Below are 21723 nucleotides of genomic sequence, written 5' to 3'. Positions count from 1 at the left end.
TTACCCGGGAATGAATGCCTATCTGCAGCTAAAAACGCAAAGCGAGCCGATGCTGCTGATTCCGTCTAAAGCGCTGATTGATACCGGTACCGAACAGCGGGTTATCACCGTCGATAATGAAGGACGATTTGTACCTAAGCAGGTAGCCGTATTCCATGAGTCTCAGGGGTTAACGGCCATTCGCTCTGGTTTGAGCGAAGGTGAAAACGTGGTGTCCAGCGGTCTGTTTCTGATCGATTCCGAAGCGAATATTTCTGGCGCCCTGGATCGTATGCGCGCCCAGGCAAACGGGACGCTCGCTGTACCCGCGATGCCAGCCCAGGCGACCCATTCACACTGAGGACATGATAAATGATTGAATGGATTATTCGCCGCTCGGTGGCAAACCGTTTCCTGGTGATGATGGGGGCGCTGTTTCTCAGCATCTGGGGCACCTGGACCATTGTGAATACGCCGGTTGACGCACTGCCCGATCTCTCTGATGTGCAGGTGATCATCAAAACCAGTTATCCGGGGCAAGCGCCGCAAATTGTTGAAAATCAGGTGACCTATCCGCTGACCACCACCATGCTGTCGGTGCCGGGAGCGAAAACGGTGCGTGGTTTCTCGCAATTTGGCGACTCTTACGTATATGTCATTTTTGAAGACGGGACCGATCCTTATTGGGCGCGCTCCCGTGTCCTGGAATATCTCAACCAGGTGCAGGGGAAATTACCCGCTGGCGTCAGTGCTGAAATGGGACCAGATGCGACAGGGGTCGGCTGGATATTTGAATATGCGCTGGTGGATCGCAGCGGCAAACATGATCTTGCCCAATTACGTTCCCTGCAGGACTGGTTCTTAAAATATGAATTGAAAACTATCCCTAACGTGGCGGAAGTTGCCTCGGTGGGTGGTGTGGTCAAAGAGTACCAGGTTGTCATCGATCCGATGAAGCTGACGCAATATGGCATCAGTCTGGGTGAGGTGAAATCGGCGCTGGATGCCTCAAACCAGGAAGCCGGTGGTTCATCTGTCGAAATGGCAGAAGCGGAATATATGGTCCGCGCCAGTGGGTATCTGCAGTCCCTTGATGACTTTAATAATATCGTGCTGAAAACTGGCACAGATGGCGTTCCGGTCTATCTGCGTGATGTTGCCCGCGTACAAATTGGGCCGGAAATGCGCCGCGGGATCGCCGAGCTGAATGGCGAAGGCGAAGTGGCAGGCGGCGTAGTGATCCTGCGCTCCGGTAAAAATGCGCGCGAGGTGATCTCCGCGGTTAAGGCTAAACTTGAAACGCTGAAGAGCAGTCTGCCGGAAGGCGTTGAAGTAGTTACAACATATGATCGCAGTCAACTGATCGATCGCGCGATTGATAACCTGAGCCACAAGCTGCTGGAAGAGTTTATCGTTGTGGCGCTGGTGTGCGCGCTGTTCCTGTGGCATATCCGCTCGGCGCTGGTGGCCATTATTTCTCTGCCGCTGGGACTGTGTATCGCGTTTATCGTGATGCATTTCCAGGGACTGAACGCCAACATTATGTCGCTTGGGGGGATAGCCATCGCGGTCGGGGCGATGGTCGATGCCGCAATCGTGATGATTGAGAACGCGCATAAGCGGCTGGAAGAGTGGGGGCATCAGCATCCGGGTGAAACGCTGGATAACGAAACTCGCTGGAAAGTCATCACCAACGCCTCGGTGGAAGTCGGTCCGGCGCTGTTCATTAGCTTACTGATTATCACGCTGTCGTTTATCCCTATCTTCACTCTTGAAGGGCAGGAAGGGCGGTTGTTTGGTCCGCTGGCGTTTACCAAAACCTACGCTATGGCAGGTGCTGCGTTTCTGGCCATTGTGGTGATCCCGATCCTGATGGGATTTTGGATCCGTGGCAAGATCCCGGCGGAAAGCAGCAACCCGCTTAACCGTTTCCTGATTCGTATTTACCACCCGTTATTGTTGAAAGTGCTGCACTGGCCGAAAACGACCCTGCTGGTGGCGGTGCTGTCGATCCTGACCGTCATCTTCCCGCTGAATAAGGTTGGGGGCGAATTCCTACCGCAGATTAACGAAGGCGATCTGTTGTATATGCCTTCAACCTTGCCGGGGATTTCCGCAGCGCAGGCGGCAGATATGCTGCAAAAAACCGATAAGCTCATCATGACGGTTCCTGAAGTGGCGCGCGTGTTTGGTAAAACCGGTAAAGCTGAAACGGCGACCGACTCCGCGCCGTTGGAAATGGTGGAAACCACCATCCAACTGAAGCCGCAGGATCAGTGGCGTCCGGGGATGACGATGGACAAAATCATTGAGGAACTGGACAAAACCGTTCGTTTACCGGGGCTGGCGAATCTGTGGGTCCCGCCAATTCGTAACCGTATCGATATGCTCTCTACGGGGATTAAAAGTCCTATCGGTATTAAGGTTTCGGGTACCGTGTTGTCGGATATTGACGCCACGGCAGAGCAAATCGAAGAAGTCGCAAGAACGGTGCCTGGCGTGGCATCTGCATTGGCTGAACGTCTGGTCGGCGGACGTTATCTTAGCGTAGATATTCATCGTGAAAAGGCCGCCCGTTATGGGATGACCGTCGGCGATGTGCAACTGTTTATCACCTCAGCGGTAGGCGGTGCCATGGTAAGTGAAACGGTTGAAGGTATCGCCCGCTATCCGATCAATCTGCGTTATCCACAAAGCTATCGCGATAGCCCGGAAACGCTACGGCATCTGCCGATACTGACGCCAATGAAACAGCAAATCACGCTGGCTGATGTTGCAGATGTGCAGGTGGTTTCGGGGCCGTCGATGTTGAAAACCGAGAACGCGCGGCCAACCAGTTGGATCTATATTGATGCCCGCGATCGCGACATGGTGTCGGTGGTGAACGATCTGAAAAAAGCGATTGCTGAAAACGTCCAGCTAAAACCGGGAACCAGCGTGGCATTCTCCGGGCAGTTTGAGCTGCTTGAGCGCGCCAGCCACAAGCTTAAACTGATGGTGCCGATGACGCTGATGATTATCTTCGTGCTGCTGTATCTGGCATTCCGTCGTTTTGGTGAAGCACTGTTGATTATCACCAGTGTGCCCTTTGCGCTGGTAGGTGGAATTTGGTTTCTCTACTGGATGGGATTCCATATGTCGGTCGCGACCGGGACCGGATTCATCGCACTGGCAGGCGTGGCTGCCGAATTTGGCGTGGTGATGCTGATGTACCTGCGCCACGCCATTGAAGCAGAGCCTGCGCTGGAAAACCCGCAAACCTTTACCGTAGATAAACTGGATGAGGCGTTGTACCACGGAGCGGTACTGCGTGTGCGTCCTAAAGCAATGACTGTCGCGGTCATCATTGCGGGTCTGCTGCCGATTTTATGGGGAACGGGAGCCGGGTCTGAAGTCATGAGCCGTATCGCTGCACCGATGATTGGCGGCATGATCACGGCACCTTTGCTGTCACTGTTCATCATTCCGGCAGCGTATAAGCTGATGTGGCTACACAGGCATCGCACCCAGAAATAGCCCCTGATAGCGCTCGCCTTCAATCCTTTGAAGGTGGGCGCTATGATTCCAGCGCCTTCACCCGTTTACGGTACTCACCAGGCGTACAGCCGAATTCACGCAGAAAAACTTTGTGAAAAGATGACTCGCTGGCATATCCCACCGATTCGGCAATCACGACCAACGGCTGGGCGCCGCGCGACAGCATCTGGGCGGCGAATTGCAGACGCAATGTAGTGAGTACGGCGAGCGGCGTGGAGTTTGAAACCTCGCGAAACAGTTGAGCAAAACTGGCCCGGGACATATGCGCGCGCTGCGCCAGTTCTTCAACACTCCAGGGATGTGCGGGTGATTCCAGCATCTGGAACACCACCGCTCCCAGTCGGGGATGTAATAGCAGATTCAGCACATTTTTGGCAGGGGGGGCCTGAGATAACCATTCGCGAACGGCAAGCGTGAACAGCGTGGCGCATTGCTGGCTGCACACAACGTTGGAACCGGGCAGCATGCTCAATGATTCCTGCTGCATCAGCCCGATCATCGCCTTAAGCCAGTGGTAAACGGGGCTATTTTCGCCAGGTGCCAGCAGCAAAACTTCCGGCAGCGCGGTTAAAAAATAGCGGGAGGATGTCTGTAGTTGCAGACTTCCGCAGACAATATGCGTTTGCTCTTCACCTGACTGGCACAACCGATGCGCGGAGTTTTGCGGCAAGATGACTACCGTACCAGGACGCAGTGTATAAGTGTTGCCATCAGGCATCTCCAGTAAAGCGCTACCCTGGGTTACCGTATGCCAGCGGATCACGGATAACTCACCTGCTGCATGAGGGAGTTGCCAGTCTCTGCTCAATACGCAGTTTTGATCAATAGAACCCTGCGGATCGTTAAGCATTAGCAAGCGGCTAAGTGCATCCATAAAGACTCCTGAACAATTTTTATTGTTGTTGATAGAACCGTAATTATCGCCATATTTTTACATTAAATTAATTTTATCAAATAGTTACTTTTTGTTTTGTTTGGCAGATTTTTGGTTTTTATTATTTGGTCTTAGACGATTGAACAAAAAATTGCGCGTTATGGATATGCTGGCCTGACAGGGCACTGCCTATAATCCAGAGTAACAAATGAACAATGACTTTGCGGAGAGGCAGCATGAAACAATATCAGGCGATCATTATTGGATTTGGCAAAGCAGGTAAGACGCTGGCGGCTACGCTGGCAAAGACGGGCTGGCGGGTAGCAATTATTGAGCAATCCAACACCATGTATGGCGGAACATGCATTAATATCGGCTGTATTCCAACCAAAACCCTGGTACACGATGCTGAGCTGCAGCATGACTTTGCAACTGCGATGCAGCGTAAGGCTTCCGTGGTCAGTTTTCTGCGCGATAAAAACTTCCATAATCTGGCCAATCTGGAAAATGTGGACGTGATTGAAGGGCGTGCTGAATTTGTCGACAACCATACCGTGCGGGTAATGCAGTCGACAGGAACGCTTGAGCTGAGCGGTGAGAAGATTTTTATTAATACCGGTGCACAGTCGACGATTCCTGATATTGAGGGATTATCCAGTACGCCGGGCGTCTTTGACAGCACCGGGTTGCTGAATTTGACCCAACGCCCACAGCGCCTGGGTATCCTGGGGGGTGGCTATATCGGCGTTGAGTTCGCGTCGATGTTTGCCAACTTCGGCAGTCAGGTCACTATTTTTGAGGCTGCACCGCTGTTTTTGCCCCGTGAGGACCGGGATATCGCCGATGCGATCGCTGATATTTTACGCGATAAAGGCGTAGAGCTGATCCTCAATGCTAAGGTGCAGTCGGTTTCGTCTCATGATGGCGCGGTGCAGCTACAGATGCCGGAAGGGGAACAGGTTGTTGACGCACTGCTGGTCGCATCAGGCCGCAAGCCGGCGACGGAACAGCTGCAACTGAAAAAAGCCGGTGTCGATGTGAACGATCGTGGCGGCATTATTGTGAATAAATATTTGCGGACGTCGGCGGATAACATCTGGGCTATGGGAGATGTAACAGGGGGGCTGCAATTTACCTATATCTCACTGGACGACTTCCGTATTGTGCGTGATGGCCTGTTAGGCGAAGGGGTGAGAAACACCGGCGATCGGCAAAATGTGCCATATTCCGTCTTTATGACACCACCACTTTCCCGCGTGGGGATGACAGAAGAGCAGGCCCGTGCCAGCGGTGCGGCGGTACAGGTGGTGACGCTTCCCGTCGCTGCGATTCCACGGGCGCGAGTCATGGATGATACGCGTGGTGTACTTAAAGCTGTGGTGGACACGGATACGCAGCAGATATTAGGTGTCTCACTGCTGTGTGTGGATTCGCATGAGATGATTAATATCATTAAAACTGTGATGGATGCCGGGTTACCTTATACCGTGTTGCGTGACCAAATATTTACCCATCCAAGTATGAGTGAGTCATTAAACGATCTGTTTTCTCTCGTTCAATAATAAATATAGAGTCTGCATCTTTGCCCCACCTGTGTGGGGGTTTTTTGGCCCACGTCAGTGTATCCGCTGTTTCAGCGGCACCTTCTGATGTCGAAGAGGACATTGCTAAACTGGCGCAAGAAAAGCTGGCATCATCATGGAAAATTACTTCGATGAGAATTGATAGCAGTACTTATGTCACTGCAATTTTGTACAAGTAGGATTGCCATCATGGAAAAATATCTTCGTTTACTGGGGCAGGGGGATCGAATTGGATTAACCTTGACCGATTAGCCGTTGGTCAGGATTGATGGGGGAAATTCTGGCATTTGCAACGCCGGTGGTCACCTTGTTGCTTTTAATTACCACACCAGAAGTATGGGTTATGCCATTGGGTGATTTACACTACGGCTTTCCGTATTTATCGGGGGCGGGACGTCTGGTGCTAAAAAACACGTTAATGTTGGCTGGGGCAGTGATGATAATTGCTGATTCTGCCCGGGCAATCGTTAAACAACGGTATTGAATTTTTAACGCTGTACCCTCTGTAAGAGAGTTTGCCACTCTAATTTAATTCGGTATTTACCGGGGCCAGCATCATGCTGGCCTTTTTATCACTTAAGTTAAATTACGATTAATATACCTGAATGATACATTCATTCCTGTGAAATGAGACGTCATGGTATTGGTATCAGTTGGCTAATGACCACCTGCTGGATATTGTGCCTATAGGTTCAGCACCCCCCCTCCACGCTCTGTATTGTCAACTCCTTAGTTTTACAGCATTTTTTCTATTTTATTTCTATGCGATTATTGCTATTTATTATCTCAAAATCGCATTTTGAAAAGTCTTGTTATTCGCTTTTGTTATAGCTATTGCGTAGGTTTGCATGGTTTTAGGCATGGCTTAAGCTAAAATTAATTCTGATTAAATGTTTTTACGTATCAATAAATGACGAAAGATAGTTAAAAACTTAAGTTTTAATCAACTGTTCGACATGGAATCCACTATGGTAATTAGGCACCAGGGGTGGATGCTGATCTCGCGTTTTTGTCTGTCATCAGACCGGGGCCGAGACATATCTTAAATATGGAAATAAGGGTTTTAGAATGAACTTTGGATTAGCAAAGGACAACAAGTTTGAGATCATCGCTATCCTTCGTGAAGAGCTGCATAAGAAGACGAAGCTGGAAGTTTTATGTGAAAACACCAGCGTCATCACGCAGTTAGAAAGGATCGATTTCGAACGCTTTGTGGTCACCGGTCATGAAGACATCATTCCCGAAAAGATCCAATACTTTATCCTGCACAGTGACAGCGGGATTATAAAATTTAGCGCCAGATTTGAAGCCACCCCATCAACAGGTGCTGAGGCAGGATTATCCTACCTCATCCCGGATATGATTTTCTTTGCCCAACAGCGACAGAATCAGCGGTTTTCTTTTCTGAAGGGGTTCGTTTTTTTCTGTTTTGGTCGTTACAAAAACGGAGAGAACTACTCACTTAAGATTAAAAACATCTCTCAGGGTGGTTGTGCGTTAATCGCTAAAGATGTTAATGCCCGTTTTCTTTACAAGGATGCAGTGATTAAAAATGCTGCTCTGGATTTTGATACGTTCGGCAGTTTTCAGCTTGATCTAAAAGTCATTGATGTCGTCGCGATCAACGAATTTGATGAGGATAATCAATTGTATTCCTGTCATCAGGTTTCTTGCGAGTTCGATTTTAAGAACCGTCGTGAAGAGGCTGAAGTTGAGAAAACCATTATTAAATTTTTAATGAGTAATAAAATTAGAAGCTTATAAGGAGCGGTGAACAGGATGTTGATGTGTGGCAGTGATAATTTTGTGGGCAACGGTATGTTTGCCTACCTGACAAGCAAACATGTGCCGATAAAAACATTCCAGTTTGAGGATATGTTGCAGCAGTCGTCATTATGCCAGCATCAGACAATGGTTTTTAATATCATTAACAATGAACAGCCTTGTTCTGCCATTGTGCAGTTTTTGAATAAAAACCGGTTCAAGTTTTATAATAGCGTTGTCGTTATCGTTGCTGATAGTTTGGTGGCGAAATTATGTGTTGAATTATTATACGTTGAAAAAACCATAGTATTGACTGAGAAATCCTCATTGCGTGATTTTGCTCAGTTGGCTACGTTGTCGGTCGGGAAATGGAATCCCCGACTGTATCGTTCGCAGAAGAGATTGACGGAAAGAGAACAACAAATCCTCAATCTATTGGTAAGTGGTTATTCTGCCAAGGAAATCTCTGAGTTGGTTAGTCTGAACTATAAGACTATTCAGGCGCATAAGATGAGAGTTGTCGCCAAGCTGGGACTGACTAATACCTCTGATCTGAATAAACTGATTGTCAGATTTACCCACAGCATGTCTTTTTTACCCTAACCTGGCTATTCTTTTCTGATGTAACGCACTTAACAGCAGGTACAACTCGGGAGTGACTTTGACTGGTTTTTAATTTATATGATTTGTAGAGGGAGAGGGGGAATGTTTAATTCCGATGAGGTGCTCACCGCGCTTGAAAAGGCATTGAATACCAGTCAACTTTATATGGTTTATCAGCCTATTTTTAATTTACATACCGAGTGTATTAGCGGATTTGAAGCATTAATGCGGTGGAACAGCCCTCAGATGGGTATGATTTCTCCTGATGTATTTATTACGTTACTGGAAGACAGCGGCAATATATTTTCAATTGAAGATATGGTTGCCAGTCCGCCGTGGAATGTTGCGAGTACCTGGCCCGAACCTCTTGTATTATCAGTAAATATTTCTGCACTTGAATTCTGCGATCCTCTTTTACCTCAACGAATCAGACAAAACCTGGCCGCTTCCGGCCTTCCGGTTCATCGCTGCCAGATTGAAGTAACGGAAACATCGCCGCTGTGTGACAGCCAAATAGCGGCGAAAAATATGACGGAACTGAAGGCAATCGGGGTCAAGTTAGCGCTTGATGATTTTGGTACCGGGCACGCTAATCTTAATTATCTGTTGAAATATCCTTTTGATACCTTAAAAATTGATAAAGAGTTTGTCACCGAAATAGAGCCCGACACTAAATCGACAAGGATTATTGAGGGTATCATTTCTTTAGCGCACAATTTTGGCATTGAAGTCCTGGCCGAAGGGGTTGAAACCCAGTCTCAACTTGATCGCCTGACGCAGATTGGCTGTGACAAAATTCAAGGCTTCTTCATTTCTCCCCCGGTGTTGGCAGAAGAGATTCCTTCACTCTTAGCGCAATATAGCCGTTAATCTCATCCCTCTTTGTTGTTCCCCTTAGTCTGAATTCTTTCTCGTTGTCGGGTGGCGGCGCCTGTGCCTTATCCGACCTGCAAGAACGAACACTAATCCGTAGGCGTGATAAGTGCAGCGTTTCAGGCAGCGCTGTATTCTGGAGTGACAAAAAAAGCCCCCTGTGAACAGGGGGCTTGCGAGTTTATGCCTGCTTAAAACGATTTCTTAAAGCCAATCGACGCATTGACCGGGGCTTCAACCTGCGATTTATTGCTGCCGTTGCTGAACTGTGTCCCCAGTTCGCCGTAGACCTGCAGATTTCGGTCGATAGACCATGACAGACCCGCTGCAACCTCGGTGCTGGAGTACTGCTGTGAAGATTCCAGCGTGGTGGTGGCGACCGCGTTGCTGAAGTGCGTTTTATCTTTGGAACCCAGACCCTGCCAGACGTTTACCCGGCCGTACGGCTGGAACTTGCCATGGTTGGTGTCGTAGTCCGCGACCAGACGCACGCCCAGACGCGCGGTAAACGAATCGGCGGTATCCATTTTCACTTTCGTTTGGGTCACACCATCCAGCGTGCTGTTATCAACGTTGCTGTACTGATAGATCAACTGGGCCTGCGGTTCCAGGCTCCATGCGCTGGCACCTAAACGGAATGCTTTACCCACTTCAGTTGAGGCCGTCAGCGTATTGCCTTTGACGGTGTAAGAGCCGTTGTTACCCGATGCTGACAGGCGGGATTTATGGTTCCCGTATTGCAGCACGTTATCGACATACATACCGTCACCAGAGAACCAGGTAGCATAACCGCCAACGTAAAATGCGTTGTCGTCGATGTTGCCGCCTTTGCCGTTGCTGCCCGTTTTACTGCCTTTTACATTGCTGTCGATATCCAGAATGCTGGTATACATACCGGCTTTCCAGCTTTCATTGGCGTACATATCGACGCCGACCTGAATACCCATGGTATGGGAACTGGTTTGCGTACCGGCTGCATCATCCAGTTTGGTTTTACCGGAATAACCAATCATTCTCGCCCAGGCGCGATTGTCTTCATCAATACCCGGTTTAACCTCATCACCCATACGCTGGTGCATGTTGCCCAACAGACTGATATCCCCCTGGCGAACCACGCTGGCGAGACCGGAATACAGCATGGTTTCCGGACGATATTCACTCCTCAGGTACCAGTTTTCGCCCTGGCCCTGAGCGTTTCCGGCGTGGAGCTGATACTCAAAGGCACCCGCAGCCATACGTTCAGCGACAAGATGGAAGGCATCCCGTGAGGTTTGCGCCGTGGTGGTTGCACCGTTGAGCGCCGTAACCACTTCGATGCCGTCACCCACGGTCGGTGCGCCAAGGCCGGAGCCGTCGACATCCAGCAGCGTGCTTCCGCTGGCTTTACCGCCATCAATAATCAGGCGATCAGCAATACCTGTGCCGCCGGCATTCTGCCGGGCAGCCATGTTGATAGTGCCTTGTTCGCCGCTGTAATCCCCTTTAACCGTTAAGGTTGTGCCTGGTTGCTGGCCGGTGAGCGACACATCGCCACCGTTGCTCAGCCCTGCGACTGTCTGGTTATAACCCTGGGTATTCAGGGTGGTGCCCGCGACAACATAGTGGTGCGAGGCGGCGCTCAGAGTATTGGTATCACCGGCTTGCAATACCCCGCTGGTGATGAGCGTTGCACCGCTGTAGCTGTTTTGGCCTTGCAGCTCCGTTGTACCGCTACCGGTCTGATGCAGTTGGCCTGCACCACTGATGTTTCCGCCTAACGCCAACGTATCGGCGCGATTAACGTTGAGCACGCCGTTATCAACGATATCCCCTTCAATACTCCCTATCGTACCGCCCGTGCCGAGCTGCAATACACCTTGTTCGATGGTGGTGCCGCCGGTATAGGTGTTATCCAGCGTCAACGTCAGTGAACCTTTACCGGTTTTGGTCAGTTGACCGTTACCTTCGACTTCCGTCAGCAGGGACACATCATGTCCGTTGGTGTCGAATGTCCCACCACCAGATTCCAGCGTCACCTGACGGGCGGTATCAAACGCTTCACCATATTTCAGCGTACCGCCGTTAAAGGTGATTCCGGTCTCTGCTGCGCCGAGGTTGGTATCGCCTGCAACCTGAAGCGTCCCTGACGTGATAGTCGTGCCGCCGCTGTAGGTGTTGTTGCCCGTCAGAATTAACGTACCGAGGTCGCCTTTATTCAGACCACCGGTACCGCGGATCACGCTGTCAATGGTTGCGGTGTAGTTGACGCCATCGACCGTACCATCACCGACGCGAATCAACGTATTGGCGGTATCGGTAGTAATGGCTTCACCGCCTACACGATAACCGTCGGTGGCGAATTGTGCGCCACTGATGATGACATCGCCTTTACTGTTATCGACGGTCACATTACCGGCTTCCCCCTGGAAGACGGCAAATGCGGCATCGGTAAACGGAGCATTCAGCGCGCCCTCTGGCGTCGATTCATCCGTGGTCCAGTTGTCGTTCCCCTGGCTGGATTGCCAGATACCGTCGCCGCCGTTGATGACGCCGTTATTTTTCAGCTCGCCATTCTCACCGCCGGTGCCGTCCCAGAAGCGCAGCGTCAGTCCGGCATGGTTGACCAGGTTGACCTGATTTTTCACCGATGTTTGTACATACAGGCTGTCAGCCGCTTCCGGCGCGTTAGCAATATCCATCACATTGTTAGTCAATGTGCCGGTGTAGTTGATGACGCGATAGACACCAACATCAAAGCTACCGCCCGGTGAGGTTTCAATGTTGAGCTTACCGTCGAGCGTCAGGGAGCCATTCACGTCGATCAGGTCGTTGAAAGCACCGCCCGGGGTATAAGCCTGACCAAACTGATAATCCAGTTGGGCGTTATCGCTTAGCGTCAGTGAACCGGTAGTCAGTTTACCCACGCTATTGATGGCGGCACCGGCGGTAATATGGCCGTTATCCTGCACATCGACCGCACCGCCGATAATGCCGTTACCGCCGAGGGTGGCACCCGATTTCACTGTGACCTGACCGGTAGAAGCAGACTGATTGCCGTTGACCAGCAGCACACCTTCGTTGACGTCCGTGGTGCCGGTGTAGGTGTTGTCGCCGGTCAGGATCAGTGTACCGTTACCGATTTTCACCAGGCTGCCGTCGTTGCCGCTGATAATGCCGCTGATGGTGTCAGGCTCCGGAAGCACCAGATTCCCCAGCGACAATTCTTTATTGCCCAGTTCGACATTACCCGCACCGGACAATGAACCGATGGAAGTCGCGCTGTTGACTGCGCTGACATCTACCAGACCGCCTGCAAGGTTTTTGACGACGGTATTCTCTGCCATTGCCTGGTCAGCAAAGGTCATCAGCCCGCTGTTAGTTACATCGGCATTGCCGCCGTTGGCGTTTTCTTCCAGCGCCAGTGTGCTGTCTTTTGCCACGCTGACCGTCGCGTTGCCCGCAGTGGCGTTATTGGTTAACAGCGCTTTCGCTGTGTCCGTCAGGTTCAGTTTGGCGCGGGCGGCTGTGACGGTATCCGCCAGCGTTAACAGGCTGTCGGCAATGTTCATGGTCAGTGATTGTAGACGGGTGTCTGCGCCGCTGACGTTGAGCGTTGCCCCATTATTAACGGTGATGGTGCTGCTCTCGTTGCTGCCGAACGCGCCGGTTTTGCTGGCATTGACCGTCACATTGTTGGCATTGCCGGTGCCGGCAATTTCGGTGTCGCCTTTGTAGCTGTTCGCGCGGTCGAGCGTTAAGGTACTGCCCGCATCGCTTGAGCTGCTGGTGACTTTCAGTTTACCGTCGCCGGTAATCTCACCGGTTGGCGTGAAGTGGTGCGAATTAAGGTCAAACACCGCGGCTTTATCATTCGCGCCCAGTTCAATGGTGCGATTGCTGGTCAAATCCGCACCTAATTGCAATGTCGAGGCGTTGTTAATCGCCAAATCGGTTCCGCTCTGTCCGAGGTTATTATCGGAGGAGATCTGCAACGTGCCGCTATCAATGCGCGTACCGCCACGATACTCGTTATTGCCACTGAGGATCAGGCGACCGAGGTCGGTTTTCACCAGTGTCAGTTTGTCGTTGGTGCTGGCTTCACGAAGGATTGACTCAATGGTTGCCGTAAAGTTTTGTCCCGCACCGCCGGCGCCTACGCGCAGCAACAGTTCACCGGTCCCCGGCGTCTGCCCCGCATGGGTGGCATTTTCTGTGGTGGCCCAGGCGTTAAGTGCATCGCCTTTTACGACGTAACCATCGGCATCAAACTGCGCCCCGGAGAAGTTAACTTCACCTGCAGCGTTATCCACGGTAACGGTACCGCCTTTGGTGGTGAAGACGGCAAATGACTTCTGCGCCCACGGGGCGTTGCCCTCACCGGTGGATGTTGTCCAGTTGTTGTCGCCCTGAGCACCGATCGCCATCCATTTACCGTCGCCGCCGTCAATCTTGCTGTTGCCTTCGATGCCGGATGCGCCGTGACTCTGATTGACGGTTGCGCCATCCCAGAATTGTAGGGTAACGCCGTTGGCGTTCACCAGGTTGACCTGTTTGTCGATAGAGGTCTGGACAAAGATGTTGCTCTTATCCTGAGTGTCCGGTACAGCACCTAACTCCAGCGTCTGGTTATTCAGCGTACCGCCATAGTTATAAATACGGTACACACCAGGCCCGAAATTCCCGCCCGATGACGTGGTGACATCCAGAGTCCCGTCCAGTTGCAGATCGCCTGTGACGTTAATCAGGTCATTCAGCTTACCGCCCGGCGTATAGGCCTGGCCCAGTTCGAAGGCGGAAGTCGTTTTGCTGCCAAGCTGCAGATTACCGTTAATGGATAACGTACCCGCACCGCCGTCACCAGCGCTAATCGTTGTGGCGTCGTTCATCAACACGTTGCCGCCGATAATGCCATTCCCACCCAGTGTGGAGGTGCCGCTGACGGTGGTTGCGCCACGTGCCGCGCTTTGATCGCCATTCACCAACAGCGTGCCATGGGTGACAGTTGTGTCGCCGGTATAGGTGTTGTTGCCGGTCAGACGGGTAATGCCGCCACCTATTTGCTGCAGTGCACCGATACCGGATATAACGCCATTCAGCAGGACGTCGTTGGCGCGATTAATCGCCAGTATGCCGTTATCGATGATGTCAGATTCGGTGCTGACTTCGCCCGTGTTTCCGCCGGAACCTAACTGCAACGTACCTGTTTGCGCAATGGTGGTAGAGCCGGTGTAGCTGTTGTTGGCGGTAAAGACCGTGGTGCCGCCTGCCGCACGTTCAAACTTCCCGTCGCCGCTGATAGTACCGTTATAGATTTGCGCCGCGGTGTTATCACCCCGGGTATCAAAGACGACCCGGCTGTCTGGGCCATCGGTTGTGACATTGTAGTCGCCAATACTGGCGGCAGTACTGGTTGGCTCGACGTGGTCGCCGGTGCGCAGCGTTGCACCATTGTTTACAGCAATAGTTTTGCTTGCCAGACTCAGGTTTTCAACGATGCGGACATCCGCGTTTGACCCGCTGAGTGTCAGCGAATCCCAGCCGGTGCCAATATTCGTGCCGGTAGTCAGGTTGTCGCTGACCAGCGTTCCAATCTTCGCATCTTTTGTATCGGTGAAGGTGAGGGCGTTGCCCGTACCGGCAGCGGTAATGATGTGGCGCGTGTTCTCCAGCGTCACATTGCCGATGTTGGCTTTATTGTTACCGCCAGTACCGGCGAAATTCACTTCACCGGCATAGGAGCCGCTACGCCAGTTGAAGGTGTCCATACCTTCACCGGTATTGATTACGCCGCTGGTGACACCGCCGCTGATATCAATGGTGTCATTGCCTTTACCAGACTGAATGGCCACCGCAGTGTCGGTGATGGCCTGCAGAGTGCCGGTGTTGGTAATGGTTTTACTGCTGTCACCGCTGGCGTCGATTACCGGGGAGGTGGTGCTGGCAGAGATAATCTTGCCACTGTTGGTTAACGCGCTGACGTTTTTCGCGATGATTGCCGAACCGCCAGCGCTGTCGTGCACGTTAATGTCGGCCTTGGTGTCGATGCGGCCATCAGTATTGGCGCGGATACCGCTGCCTTCGCTGTTCAGTACCTCAATGGTATAGCCTTTGCCGACGGTCAGATTGCCCGTTACTGCGTCACCATTGCGCTGTTCAAAGGCGAAGCCGGTACCTTTACCGTTAACGTTAAGGATGTTGTTAAGCCCATCTTTCATGTTCAGGGCTACGCTGGTGCGGATCCCCGCGCCGTCGTTGGAATCGATGGTCACATTTTGCAGTGTGATATTGGTGTTGTTAGCATCGTTTTGAATGCCTGCGCCCGTGCCATCAGCACGGATCTTCACATGCTGCGCTGACAGGTCGCCGGCTTTATCTGCCAGGCGAATGCCATCAGCAGTACCGTTGGTGGTAATGCTGTCGCCACTAATGCCGTTAATCTGCAGGCTGGCCCCTTCCGTCAGTAATACGCCAGCGGTGCCATCATCAACCTTAACCTGGCCCAGTTGATTAATTTGCGCACTGGCACCCGACGCGCGAACGCCGATGCCGTTGCTGACATGCAGGGCGCTGGAGGAGTTGTTGGTTAAGCTACCGCCTTGTTGAACGTCCACGCCGATACTGTCGATGCTGGCCAGATCGATAATTGATTTGGTATCGAGGATCAGGTTACCCAGATTTCTCGCTATATAGGCGATCACTTCATTGCCACTGGCTTCAGAGGTGATCTTCGCGTTTGAAGTAAGCGTAGTGCTGGTGGCATTACCCTCTGCGCTGCCATTCAACCGATGCGCCTGGCCATCAACCACCCCGGCAACGGTACGTTCACCTGTTAAATTAATGGTGGTTTTGTCGCTGATATTACCGCTGGCGCCGCCTTCGATGACCAGTGCTGCGGAATCGCTACCCTGCACGGTAAATGTGGCTTCACCAGTATCGACTTGACTGCCTGCACCGGTAGCGAGAACGCCAACGGAGTTCTTACCGCTGAGGGTAAGGTCAAGGTTGGAGCTGGCCTGGCCGCCAGGAGGGGTGGTGTTACCGGCCAGCAATGCGCCATTGGCGATACGGAAAATGGTGGTGCGATCCTGACCGTTGTCATTCATCACCGCCTGACCAATATTGGCGATCGCGTCTTTCCCATACAGATAATAGCCAATCTGATCGGTGTTGTTGAACACCGGGCTACTCAGGCTATCAACGTTAGCAATGGCGTTATCACGCACGTGTACGCCGATGTTCCCGGCCTTGTCCAGCGTAATGTTGGAGTAGACGTTGACCACGGCCTGACCTTTGGCGCCTCCTTCAGCCCAGATGGCGTAGTTACGATCGTTGATGCCACCCGTACCGCCCACGATAATAGAGCCTGTGGCACTGGTGGTTACTTCGGCATTTTTGTTATTGGCGCTGACGTGGATCCCCACGTTATTCGTGCCGTTGACGTTAATCTTGCCGTCGTTGCGGATTTCCTGATTATTTTCCGTGCCGCTGTCACGCACGGAGATGCCGTAGTTCTTGTTGTTCCCCGCATCCCCATTACCATTGATGACGATGTTGCCCGTATTCAGTACGTTGCCTGTTGCGTTGCCGATCAAAATTCCTGCCGCGTTACGGACACCGGTACCCAACGTGATGAGACCGTTGTTAATCACCTCTTTGGCGCTTTTGGTCATAATTCCGGCGCTCAGGCTGGCACCACCTGGCATGATGACATCCTGGGTCAGGTTACTTGCGTCACGACCAAGGTAAATAGCGGCATCAGCACTGTTGGTAAAGGTCGCATTTCCGGCGACTTCCACGCCAAAGGCGGTGCCGTCACCGTAAGATGCACCGTTTTTACGTCCGTCGACGACGTTAATATTGCCGTTATTGACACCTTTTGCCTCGCCGGACAACTGCATACCAATGGCCAGCGTCAGCGAAGTATCAGGTTTATCCTTGCTCCAGGGATCGGCGGCAGATGCGGTGCCGAAGTTATCGGTGGTGATCGCCTGGTTGATGGTGCCTTCGTTGGTGATAACGCTGGTACCTTGTCCCTGCATACCGAATGCGCCGTAGCTGTTAACGTTCTGATTACCATCTTTATCAATGAACAGACCTGAGTTGATAGTCCCGCGGTTGGTTGCCTCGGCGTTTTGCGCCAACATGCCAATCGCCAGGCTTTGCCCGCCAGAACTGCGTAGCGCGTTCAGCTCGCCGAGGTTGTTGATAACCCCACCATCAATGGCTTTCATGACGCCATTGATACTGCCGTCAACGGCAATTATCGCCTCTTTGTTCAGAGTACCGGTGGTGCCAGCGCCGTTGGCATAAATGGCATGCAACTCACCGCGGGCGGCAGTGGCGTTGTTGATATGTGACTCTCCATCGGTCCAGACTTTGTAGTCCCAGGTGAGTTCATCAGACGGCTGACTGGAATTAATTAAGCTATCGATATACCCGGCATACTTTGCTTGTGCTGCTGTGACGGTGGTGACCTCTTCAGCCTCCAGCCACAATTGGATTTGGCTGACCTTATCGCCATTGGCATTTTCTGCGGCGTCGGCACTTCTGCCCAACAGGAAGTCGTTAAAATCAGCCAACTCCTGCGTACTGGTAATGGTGAATGTGCGCACCCCGGTTTCGATAACCTGGCCATCTGCATCATAGCCATAAGTCATCAGCGACACATCATCGCCAAAGACAGAGGCTTGCGCTGAGCCGGTGAACGTTTGTGTGGGGATCACGGGTGCTGCGTTAAATTTTATATAGTTGTCAGACTGCCAGTTTACCTGGCTGTTGGCGCCTTGTGCTTCCAGTAAGGAGGAGTCTTTGGCCAGTAACTCGATGGTATTGGCTTTGTCGCGTACATTGAGCGTGTCATTACCTATGTTCAGGTTGGCCGTAGCACCATTGGTTGCCAGCGCGATACCAAACTGCTTATAGATTTCAGACCTGGTTGCATCATAAGTATTTAATACGGAATCGCCGATTTGCGATTTAGTAAGAAAGCTACTTAACACATTGGTATCATAGACCTTAATGGTTTCTGTGCCGTCCGGGAATGCCGGGTCAACCACCTCGAAGTTTTCGCTTTGAGAAGGCGTAGCCGATTGGTTATACGTCAGGTATTCCGCCAGCTCTTCTGCTGTGGTGATTGTTTTTGCACCCTGGCCTGGGCTGGTAGCCTGCAGCGTGATTTTTCCTGTTCGCAGTAACTCACTGATGGTGGTTGATTCTACAACGCCGCTTTGACCCGGATTAATCGTCGGGATTGCGCCGCTGATATTGAGTGTCTGACTGGCAGTATTATTTTCATATAAGAAGCCGTAGTCGTGGGGAACCTGATAAACGCCCGCAGAAATACCGTTCTGGAAGTCGTCAGAAATATTTCGATCGCCCGTAGTGGTAATCTGCGCAGCTGAGGCCATCATCGTAGCGCCACTTAATGCGCTGGCGGCCAGTACCGCAACAGTTTTACGTGAACTGCTTTTTTTCTTACCTCTGGTTAATTCAGAGACGACAACCCAGATGCCGAGTGCCGCGTTCCAAATAATGCTGTAAACCTTATTCATATATAACCCTCGTTTACATTCCTGTTATGTATGTGTTAATGCGTTGAGTTGTTGGCGATGGTTGGCACGCGGATGTGCTACCCGGTATGTCGATTTTCGAAAATAGCGATCCCTTCCGGGCCAGGCGGAATTAAAAAATGAGCCGAAAGAAAATCTGTTAATAATTAACTGTGATTACTATCCTTAAATAAGTCAGTTACGGCTGGCTATAGTGAGAAATGGTGTACTTGAGCCGGGTATTACTTTTACCCAGCTTTCTGGCAATGTTGCTTTTGTACGCCCCGATTGTTTTTTCGCTTTTTTGCGATACTCCGGCGATTTGTGCCAGTGACCACCCGCGGGCTAGCATCATCATCACATTGAATTCGTTGGTCGTTATTTTTTTTTGTAGTTCTTTGATATTGCGTGGATTTTTTCTGTCGATGATACGAGTGATTGTTTGCAATAGCTGATCAAGACTGGTGTCCTGATCGAGGAACTGCAGGGCCATTCCGCACACTGTTTGAAAAATAGAAAAAGTGGCTTCATCGGCTAACACGATGATCGTTGTGGATGGTCGTATAGCCATGTTGCGGATAATCCTGGCATATTTTAAAAAATCTGACTTGTCAGGATTAATAATGATGCAATCCGTTTCATAAGATAGCGTTTGGACGGCAGAAAGCGTCTGGGAGGAATGGTACGCGATATCAATATATAATGATGAGCCACGTAGGATTTCTCGCATGCCTAGCCAGGGGTAAATTGAGTCACCCAAAAAAATAGCTTTAGACATAACGATCTCCTTGAAATTTTGGTGCAAGCAGTCGCCTCTTTTTTTGGTTAAAAAAGAGTTTCTCGCGATGCATGAAATGTTAATTAATTCTCGTATGCCCTAAATAATTCAAGTTACAGGAAGTCCGGGGAGAGAATTCCCAGGCGTACAGATACTATGTGGCTGAGGTGAACTAACGCAGCCAACGCATATGTAACTTGAAGTATGACGGGTATATTTCGCTCTTTGCTTTGAACGTATCCTTATTTATTCGGATATCAACAGATAATATCTGTCTTTATTTAAATCATTAACTATTCTTAAAGTGGATATTACACTTTGTTAAAATTTAAGATAAATCGTTTATATCACCTCTGTGAAGATGATTGATAGATTTCGCTTATTGATCGGCGAAGTTTTGTGTCCGTCGATTCGATAATGACAGGGGATTCCTATAGGTTTAGAGGGGGAATACTGTTAATTGTTATTAATTTCAAACAGATATGTGATTTTCTTAACGGGGTAGGAAACAACCAGGAGAATTCTTAATCAAAGGCCGGGCAGGGAAGGAGCTAAATGTTTGGAAGGAGAAAATAGTGTTTAATTTGAATTAATGGGCTGAAAATGAAAATAATTTAGATTTATATTCTTGTTTTGTTAATATTTTAAGGTGTTTAATCTGAAGTAAGCTTTTTGTGCTTAATCTGAAAATCAGTCTTGCAGCCGCTTTTTTGTCTGCTTTTTGTACGCGCATTTTCTCAGCCAGCCAATAGCTCTTGCTCCACTTGTTGTACCTGCATTTCCAGCGTAGTGCGGATTTCGGTCAGTGCCCGTTGCTGATCGGAGAAGTAGGCTTCTTTGTCTGTTACTGAAGTAGCAAGACGCCAGGCGTTTTCCGCTTCCAGATCGCTAATCTCTTTGAGCAGCGCATTAATTTGCTCCCTGAGCTGCTGAATCTTGCTACGTAAATGCTGCAGATCGTTTAATCGGTCACTTGCCATCATCGGTTCGAGTCCGCTTTGTAACTGGGTCAGCAATGCCCGAACTGCGGCCAGATCGGCATTTTGTCGTGCCTGATTAAGCTGCACCATCATCTGATGGGCTTTCTCTTTCAGGTCATCCGCTACCACGTCCGGGTGGCAAAGGCGACTGGCCTGACGCCACAGGCGTTTTAACTCATTACGTTCATCCGCTGAAAGCCGCTGGTCGCGGGTGTAGCGGTGCTGCGCATCCTGCTGTTGTTCCTGATATTCATCATATTCGTGGCTGGCTTCCTCCTGTGCCTGACGGGTCGCGCTGTCGTCCTGGCGAGAAAAGTCGTTTTCCAGTTCACGAATTTCCGCCAGCAGGGCGGTGATAAGCTCAGTCTGTTGCTGAATGCGCTGGCGAGTTTCCACGGATTCGCGGGAGTCCGAACTCAGATTTACCCAGTGCTGCTTGAGTTTCGCCAGTTGATCAACGGCCTGTGAAATATAGTGCAGACAGGACTGATAATCTTTTTCGCGACGTTTTCGTTCTGCTTCCTGCTTACGTTGTGCGCTGGCGGCCAACTGCTTACGCAGTTCGAGAATTCGGCTCATTAACGGTCCGAGGCGAAGATGATACAGGTCATTGAAATCATCGAGGATTTGAATGCGCGTGTTGCGCTTATCAATCAGATCACGCAGTTGGGTTTCAAGCGCTTTCAGTTCGAGCTTACTGGCGGCAATGCCGGGGTCCTGCCACGTTGATACTGCGCGCTGGGATTGTAGCCAGTGCGTAATTTCACGCAGGGCATCGCCGAAACGCCGTTCTTCAATCGCCTGCACGATGACGCCGGGAATGACTGGCAAAGGTTCATTTTTCAGATGCGCCAGCTGCTGGAAAATAATCTCTTCATCTTCCAGTTCGATGGCGCTTTTGACGATCTCAAGTCGTTTAATGATCTTATTCATGACAGTCGTTGCCTGGCGTGGTTCAAAAACGAGTGACTGAACCACGACAGGTTCACCCGTTTGAAAATGTTGGAAAAACAGTAAAGTGCATTCTGTGGCCTGCGATGCCTTTTCGTCCAGAATAATTAACTGTAATTATGAAAAAGCGGTACTGGCGCGCACTTCTTCATGTCTTTAAACCCTCGTTTCATCTTTTTTATTCACCGGCTAATTATTCTTGATCTGATAAAGATAATGCGTATAGTTCTCATTCTCTTTTGATATTAACAATCTGCGTGAATTCTGGTAAGGA

At 50.7% G+C, this 21723-nt stretch carries 9 protein-coding genes and 3 pseudogenes; 8 read left to right on the top strand and 4 right to left on the bottom strand.

The genetic code is table 11. The annotated features are described in order from the left end of the window. Positions 1-4 precede the first annotated feature (4 nt). Positions 5-340 (top strand): annotated as a pseudogene (locus SK32_RS10195) (efflux RND transporter periplasmic adaptor subunit); the annotation flags it as partial. An 11-nt stretch (positions 341-351) separates the two neighbouring features. Further along, positions 352-3495 (top strand): CusA/CzcA family heavy metal efflux RND transporter, encoded by a 3144-nt coding sequence (locus SK32_RS10190; protein ID WP_048212363.1) that lies wholly within the window; start codon positions 352-354, stop codon positions 3493-3495. Positions 3496-3535: 40 nt separating this feature from the next. Here the strand turns inward: SK32_RS10190 and rclR are convergent, their stop codons facing one another. Then, the gene (rclR, locus tag SK32_RS10185; protein WP_048212362.1) at positions 3536-4390 is read right to left on the bottom strand and encodes a reactive chlorine-specific transcriptional regulator RclR; all 855 of its coding nucleotides are present in this window, start codon (positions 4388-4390) and stop codon (positions 3536-3538) included. A gap of 236 nt (positions 4391-4626) precedes the next feature. On the opposite strand from rclR, the gene rclA reads away from it, so the two are divergent. From rclA to SK32_RS10160, 6 genes and pseudogenes are all read left to right on the top strand, one after another. Then, the gene (gene rclA / locus SK32_RS10180) at positions 4627-5952 is read left to right on the top strand and encodes a reactive chlorine resistance oxidoreductase RclA (RefSeq protein ID WP_048212361.1); all 1326 of its coding nucleotides are present in this window, start codon (positions 4627-4629) and stop codon (positions 5950-5952) included. A 50-nt stretch (positions 5953-6002) separates the two neighbouring features. After that, positions 6003-6152: pseudogene (locus tag SK32_RS24630) on the top strand (YdgH/BhsA/McbA-like domain containing protein); the annotation flags it as partial. A gap of 65 nt (positions 6153-6217) precedes the next feature. Continuing rightward, a pseudogene (locus SK32_RS10175) lies at positions 6218-6457 on the top strand (DUF417 family protein); the annotation flags it as partial. 584 nt (positions 6458-7041) lie between these two features. Then, on the top strand, positions 7042-7737 hold the full coding sequence (locus tag SK32_RS10170; protein ID WP_048212359.1) for a flagellar brake protein: 696 nt from the start codon (positions 7042-7044) through the stop codon (positions 7735-7737). Positions 7738-7758: 21 nt separating this feature from the next. After that, complete coding sequence (locus tag SK32_RS10165) at positions 7759-8340, top strand: helix-turn-helix transcriptional regulator (protein WP_170927356.1); 582 nt, start codon at positions 7759-7761, stop codon at positions 8338-8340. 102 nt (positions 8341-8442) lie between these two features. After that, positions 8443-9210, top strand: a complete 768-nt coding sequence (locus SK32_RS10160; protein ID WP_048212357.1) for a putative bifunctional diguanylate cyclase/phosphodiesterase — start codon at positions 8443-8445, stop codon at positions 9208-9210. Positions 9211-9404: 194 nt separating this feature from the next. Here the strand turns inward: SK32_RS10160 and SK32_RS10155 are convergent, their stop codons facing one another. The 3 genes from SK32_RS10155 to SK32_RS10145 all read right to left on the bottom strand — a co-directional run bounded on the left by SK32_RS10155 (position 9405) and on the right by SK32_RS10145 (position 21431). After that, a complete protein-coding gene (locus tag SK32_RS10155; RefSeq protein ID WP_048212356.1) occupies positions 9405-18743 on the bottom strand; it encodes an autotransporter outer membrane beta-barrel domain-containing protein in 9339 nt (3112 codons plus the stop codon). Between the two features lie 196 nt (positions 18744-18939). Further along, entirely contained in the window at positions 18940-19518 is a 579-nt protein-coding gene (locus SK32_RS10150; RefSeq protein WP_048212355.1) for a helix-turn-helix transcriptional regulator, read from the bottom strand. 737 nt (positions 19519-20255) lie between these two features. Then, complete coding sequence (locus SK32_RS10145) at positions 20256-21431, bottom strand: coiled-coil domain-containing protein (protein WP_048212354.1); 1176 nt, start codon at positions 21429-21431, stop codon at positions 20256-20258. Positions 21432-21723: the final 292 nt, after the last annotated feature.

Origin of the sequence: Citrobacter sp. MGH100, assembly GCF_001034465.1 — a bacterium.
In the GTDB taxonomy this organism is placed as follows: Bacteria; Pseudomonadota; Gammaproteobacteria; order Enterobacterales; family Enterobacteriaceae; genus Citrobacter; species Citrobacter youngae.
Note: the sequence above shows the minus strand (reverse complement) of the source record. Positions and strands in the feature narration are given on the sequence as shown.

What these genes read in the sequence shown, in the direction of transcription:
- SK32_RS10170 (WP_048212359.1), top strand. Translation starts at nt 7,042, where the DNA reads ATGAACTTTGGATTAGCAAAGGACAACAAGTTTGAGATCATCGCTATC.
- SK32_RS10150 (WP_048212355.1), bottom strand. Translation starts at nt 19,518, where the DNA reads ATGTCTAAAGCTATTTTTTTGGGTGACTCAATTTACCCCTGGCTAGGC.
- SK32_RS10190 (WP_048212363.1), top strand. Translation starts at nt 352, where the DNA reads ATGATTGAATGGATTATTCGCCGCTCGGTGGCAAACCGTTTCCTGGTG.
- SK32_RS10155 (WP_048212356.1), bottom strand. Translation starts at nt 18,743, where the DNA reads ATGAATAAGGTTTACAGCATTATTTGGAACGCGGCACTCGGCATCTGG.
- SK32_RS10160 (WP_048212357.1), top strand. Translation starts at nt 8,443, where the DNA reads ATGTTTAATTCCGATGAGGTGCTCACCGCGCTTGAAAAGGCATTGAAT.
- SK32_RS10145 (WP_048212354.1), bottom strand. Translation starts at nt 21,431, where the DNA reads ATGAATAAGATCATTAAACGACTTGAGATCGTCAAAAGCGCCATCGAA.
- rclR (WP_048212362.1), bottom strand. Translation starts at nt 4,390, where the DNA reads ATGGATGCACTTAGCCGCTTGCTAATGCTTAACGATCCGCAGGGTTCT.
- SK32_RS10165 (WP_170927356.1), top strand. Translation starts at nt 7,759, where the DNA reads ATGTGTGGCAGTGATAATTTTGTGGGCAACGGTATGTTTGCCTACCTG.
- rclA (WP_048212361.1), top strand. Translation starts at nt 4,627, where the DNA reads ATGAAACAATATCAGGCGATCATTATTGGATTTGGCAAAGCAGGTAAG.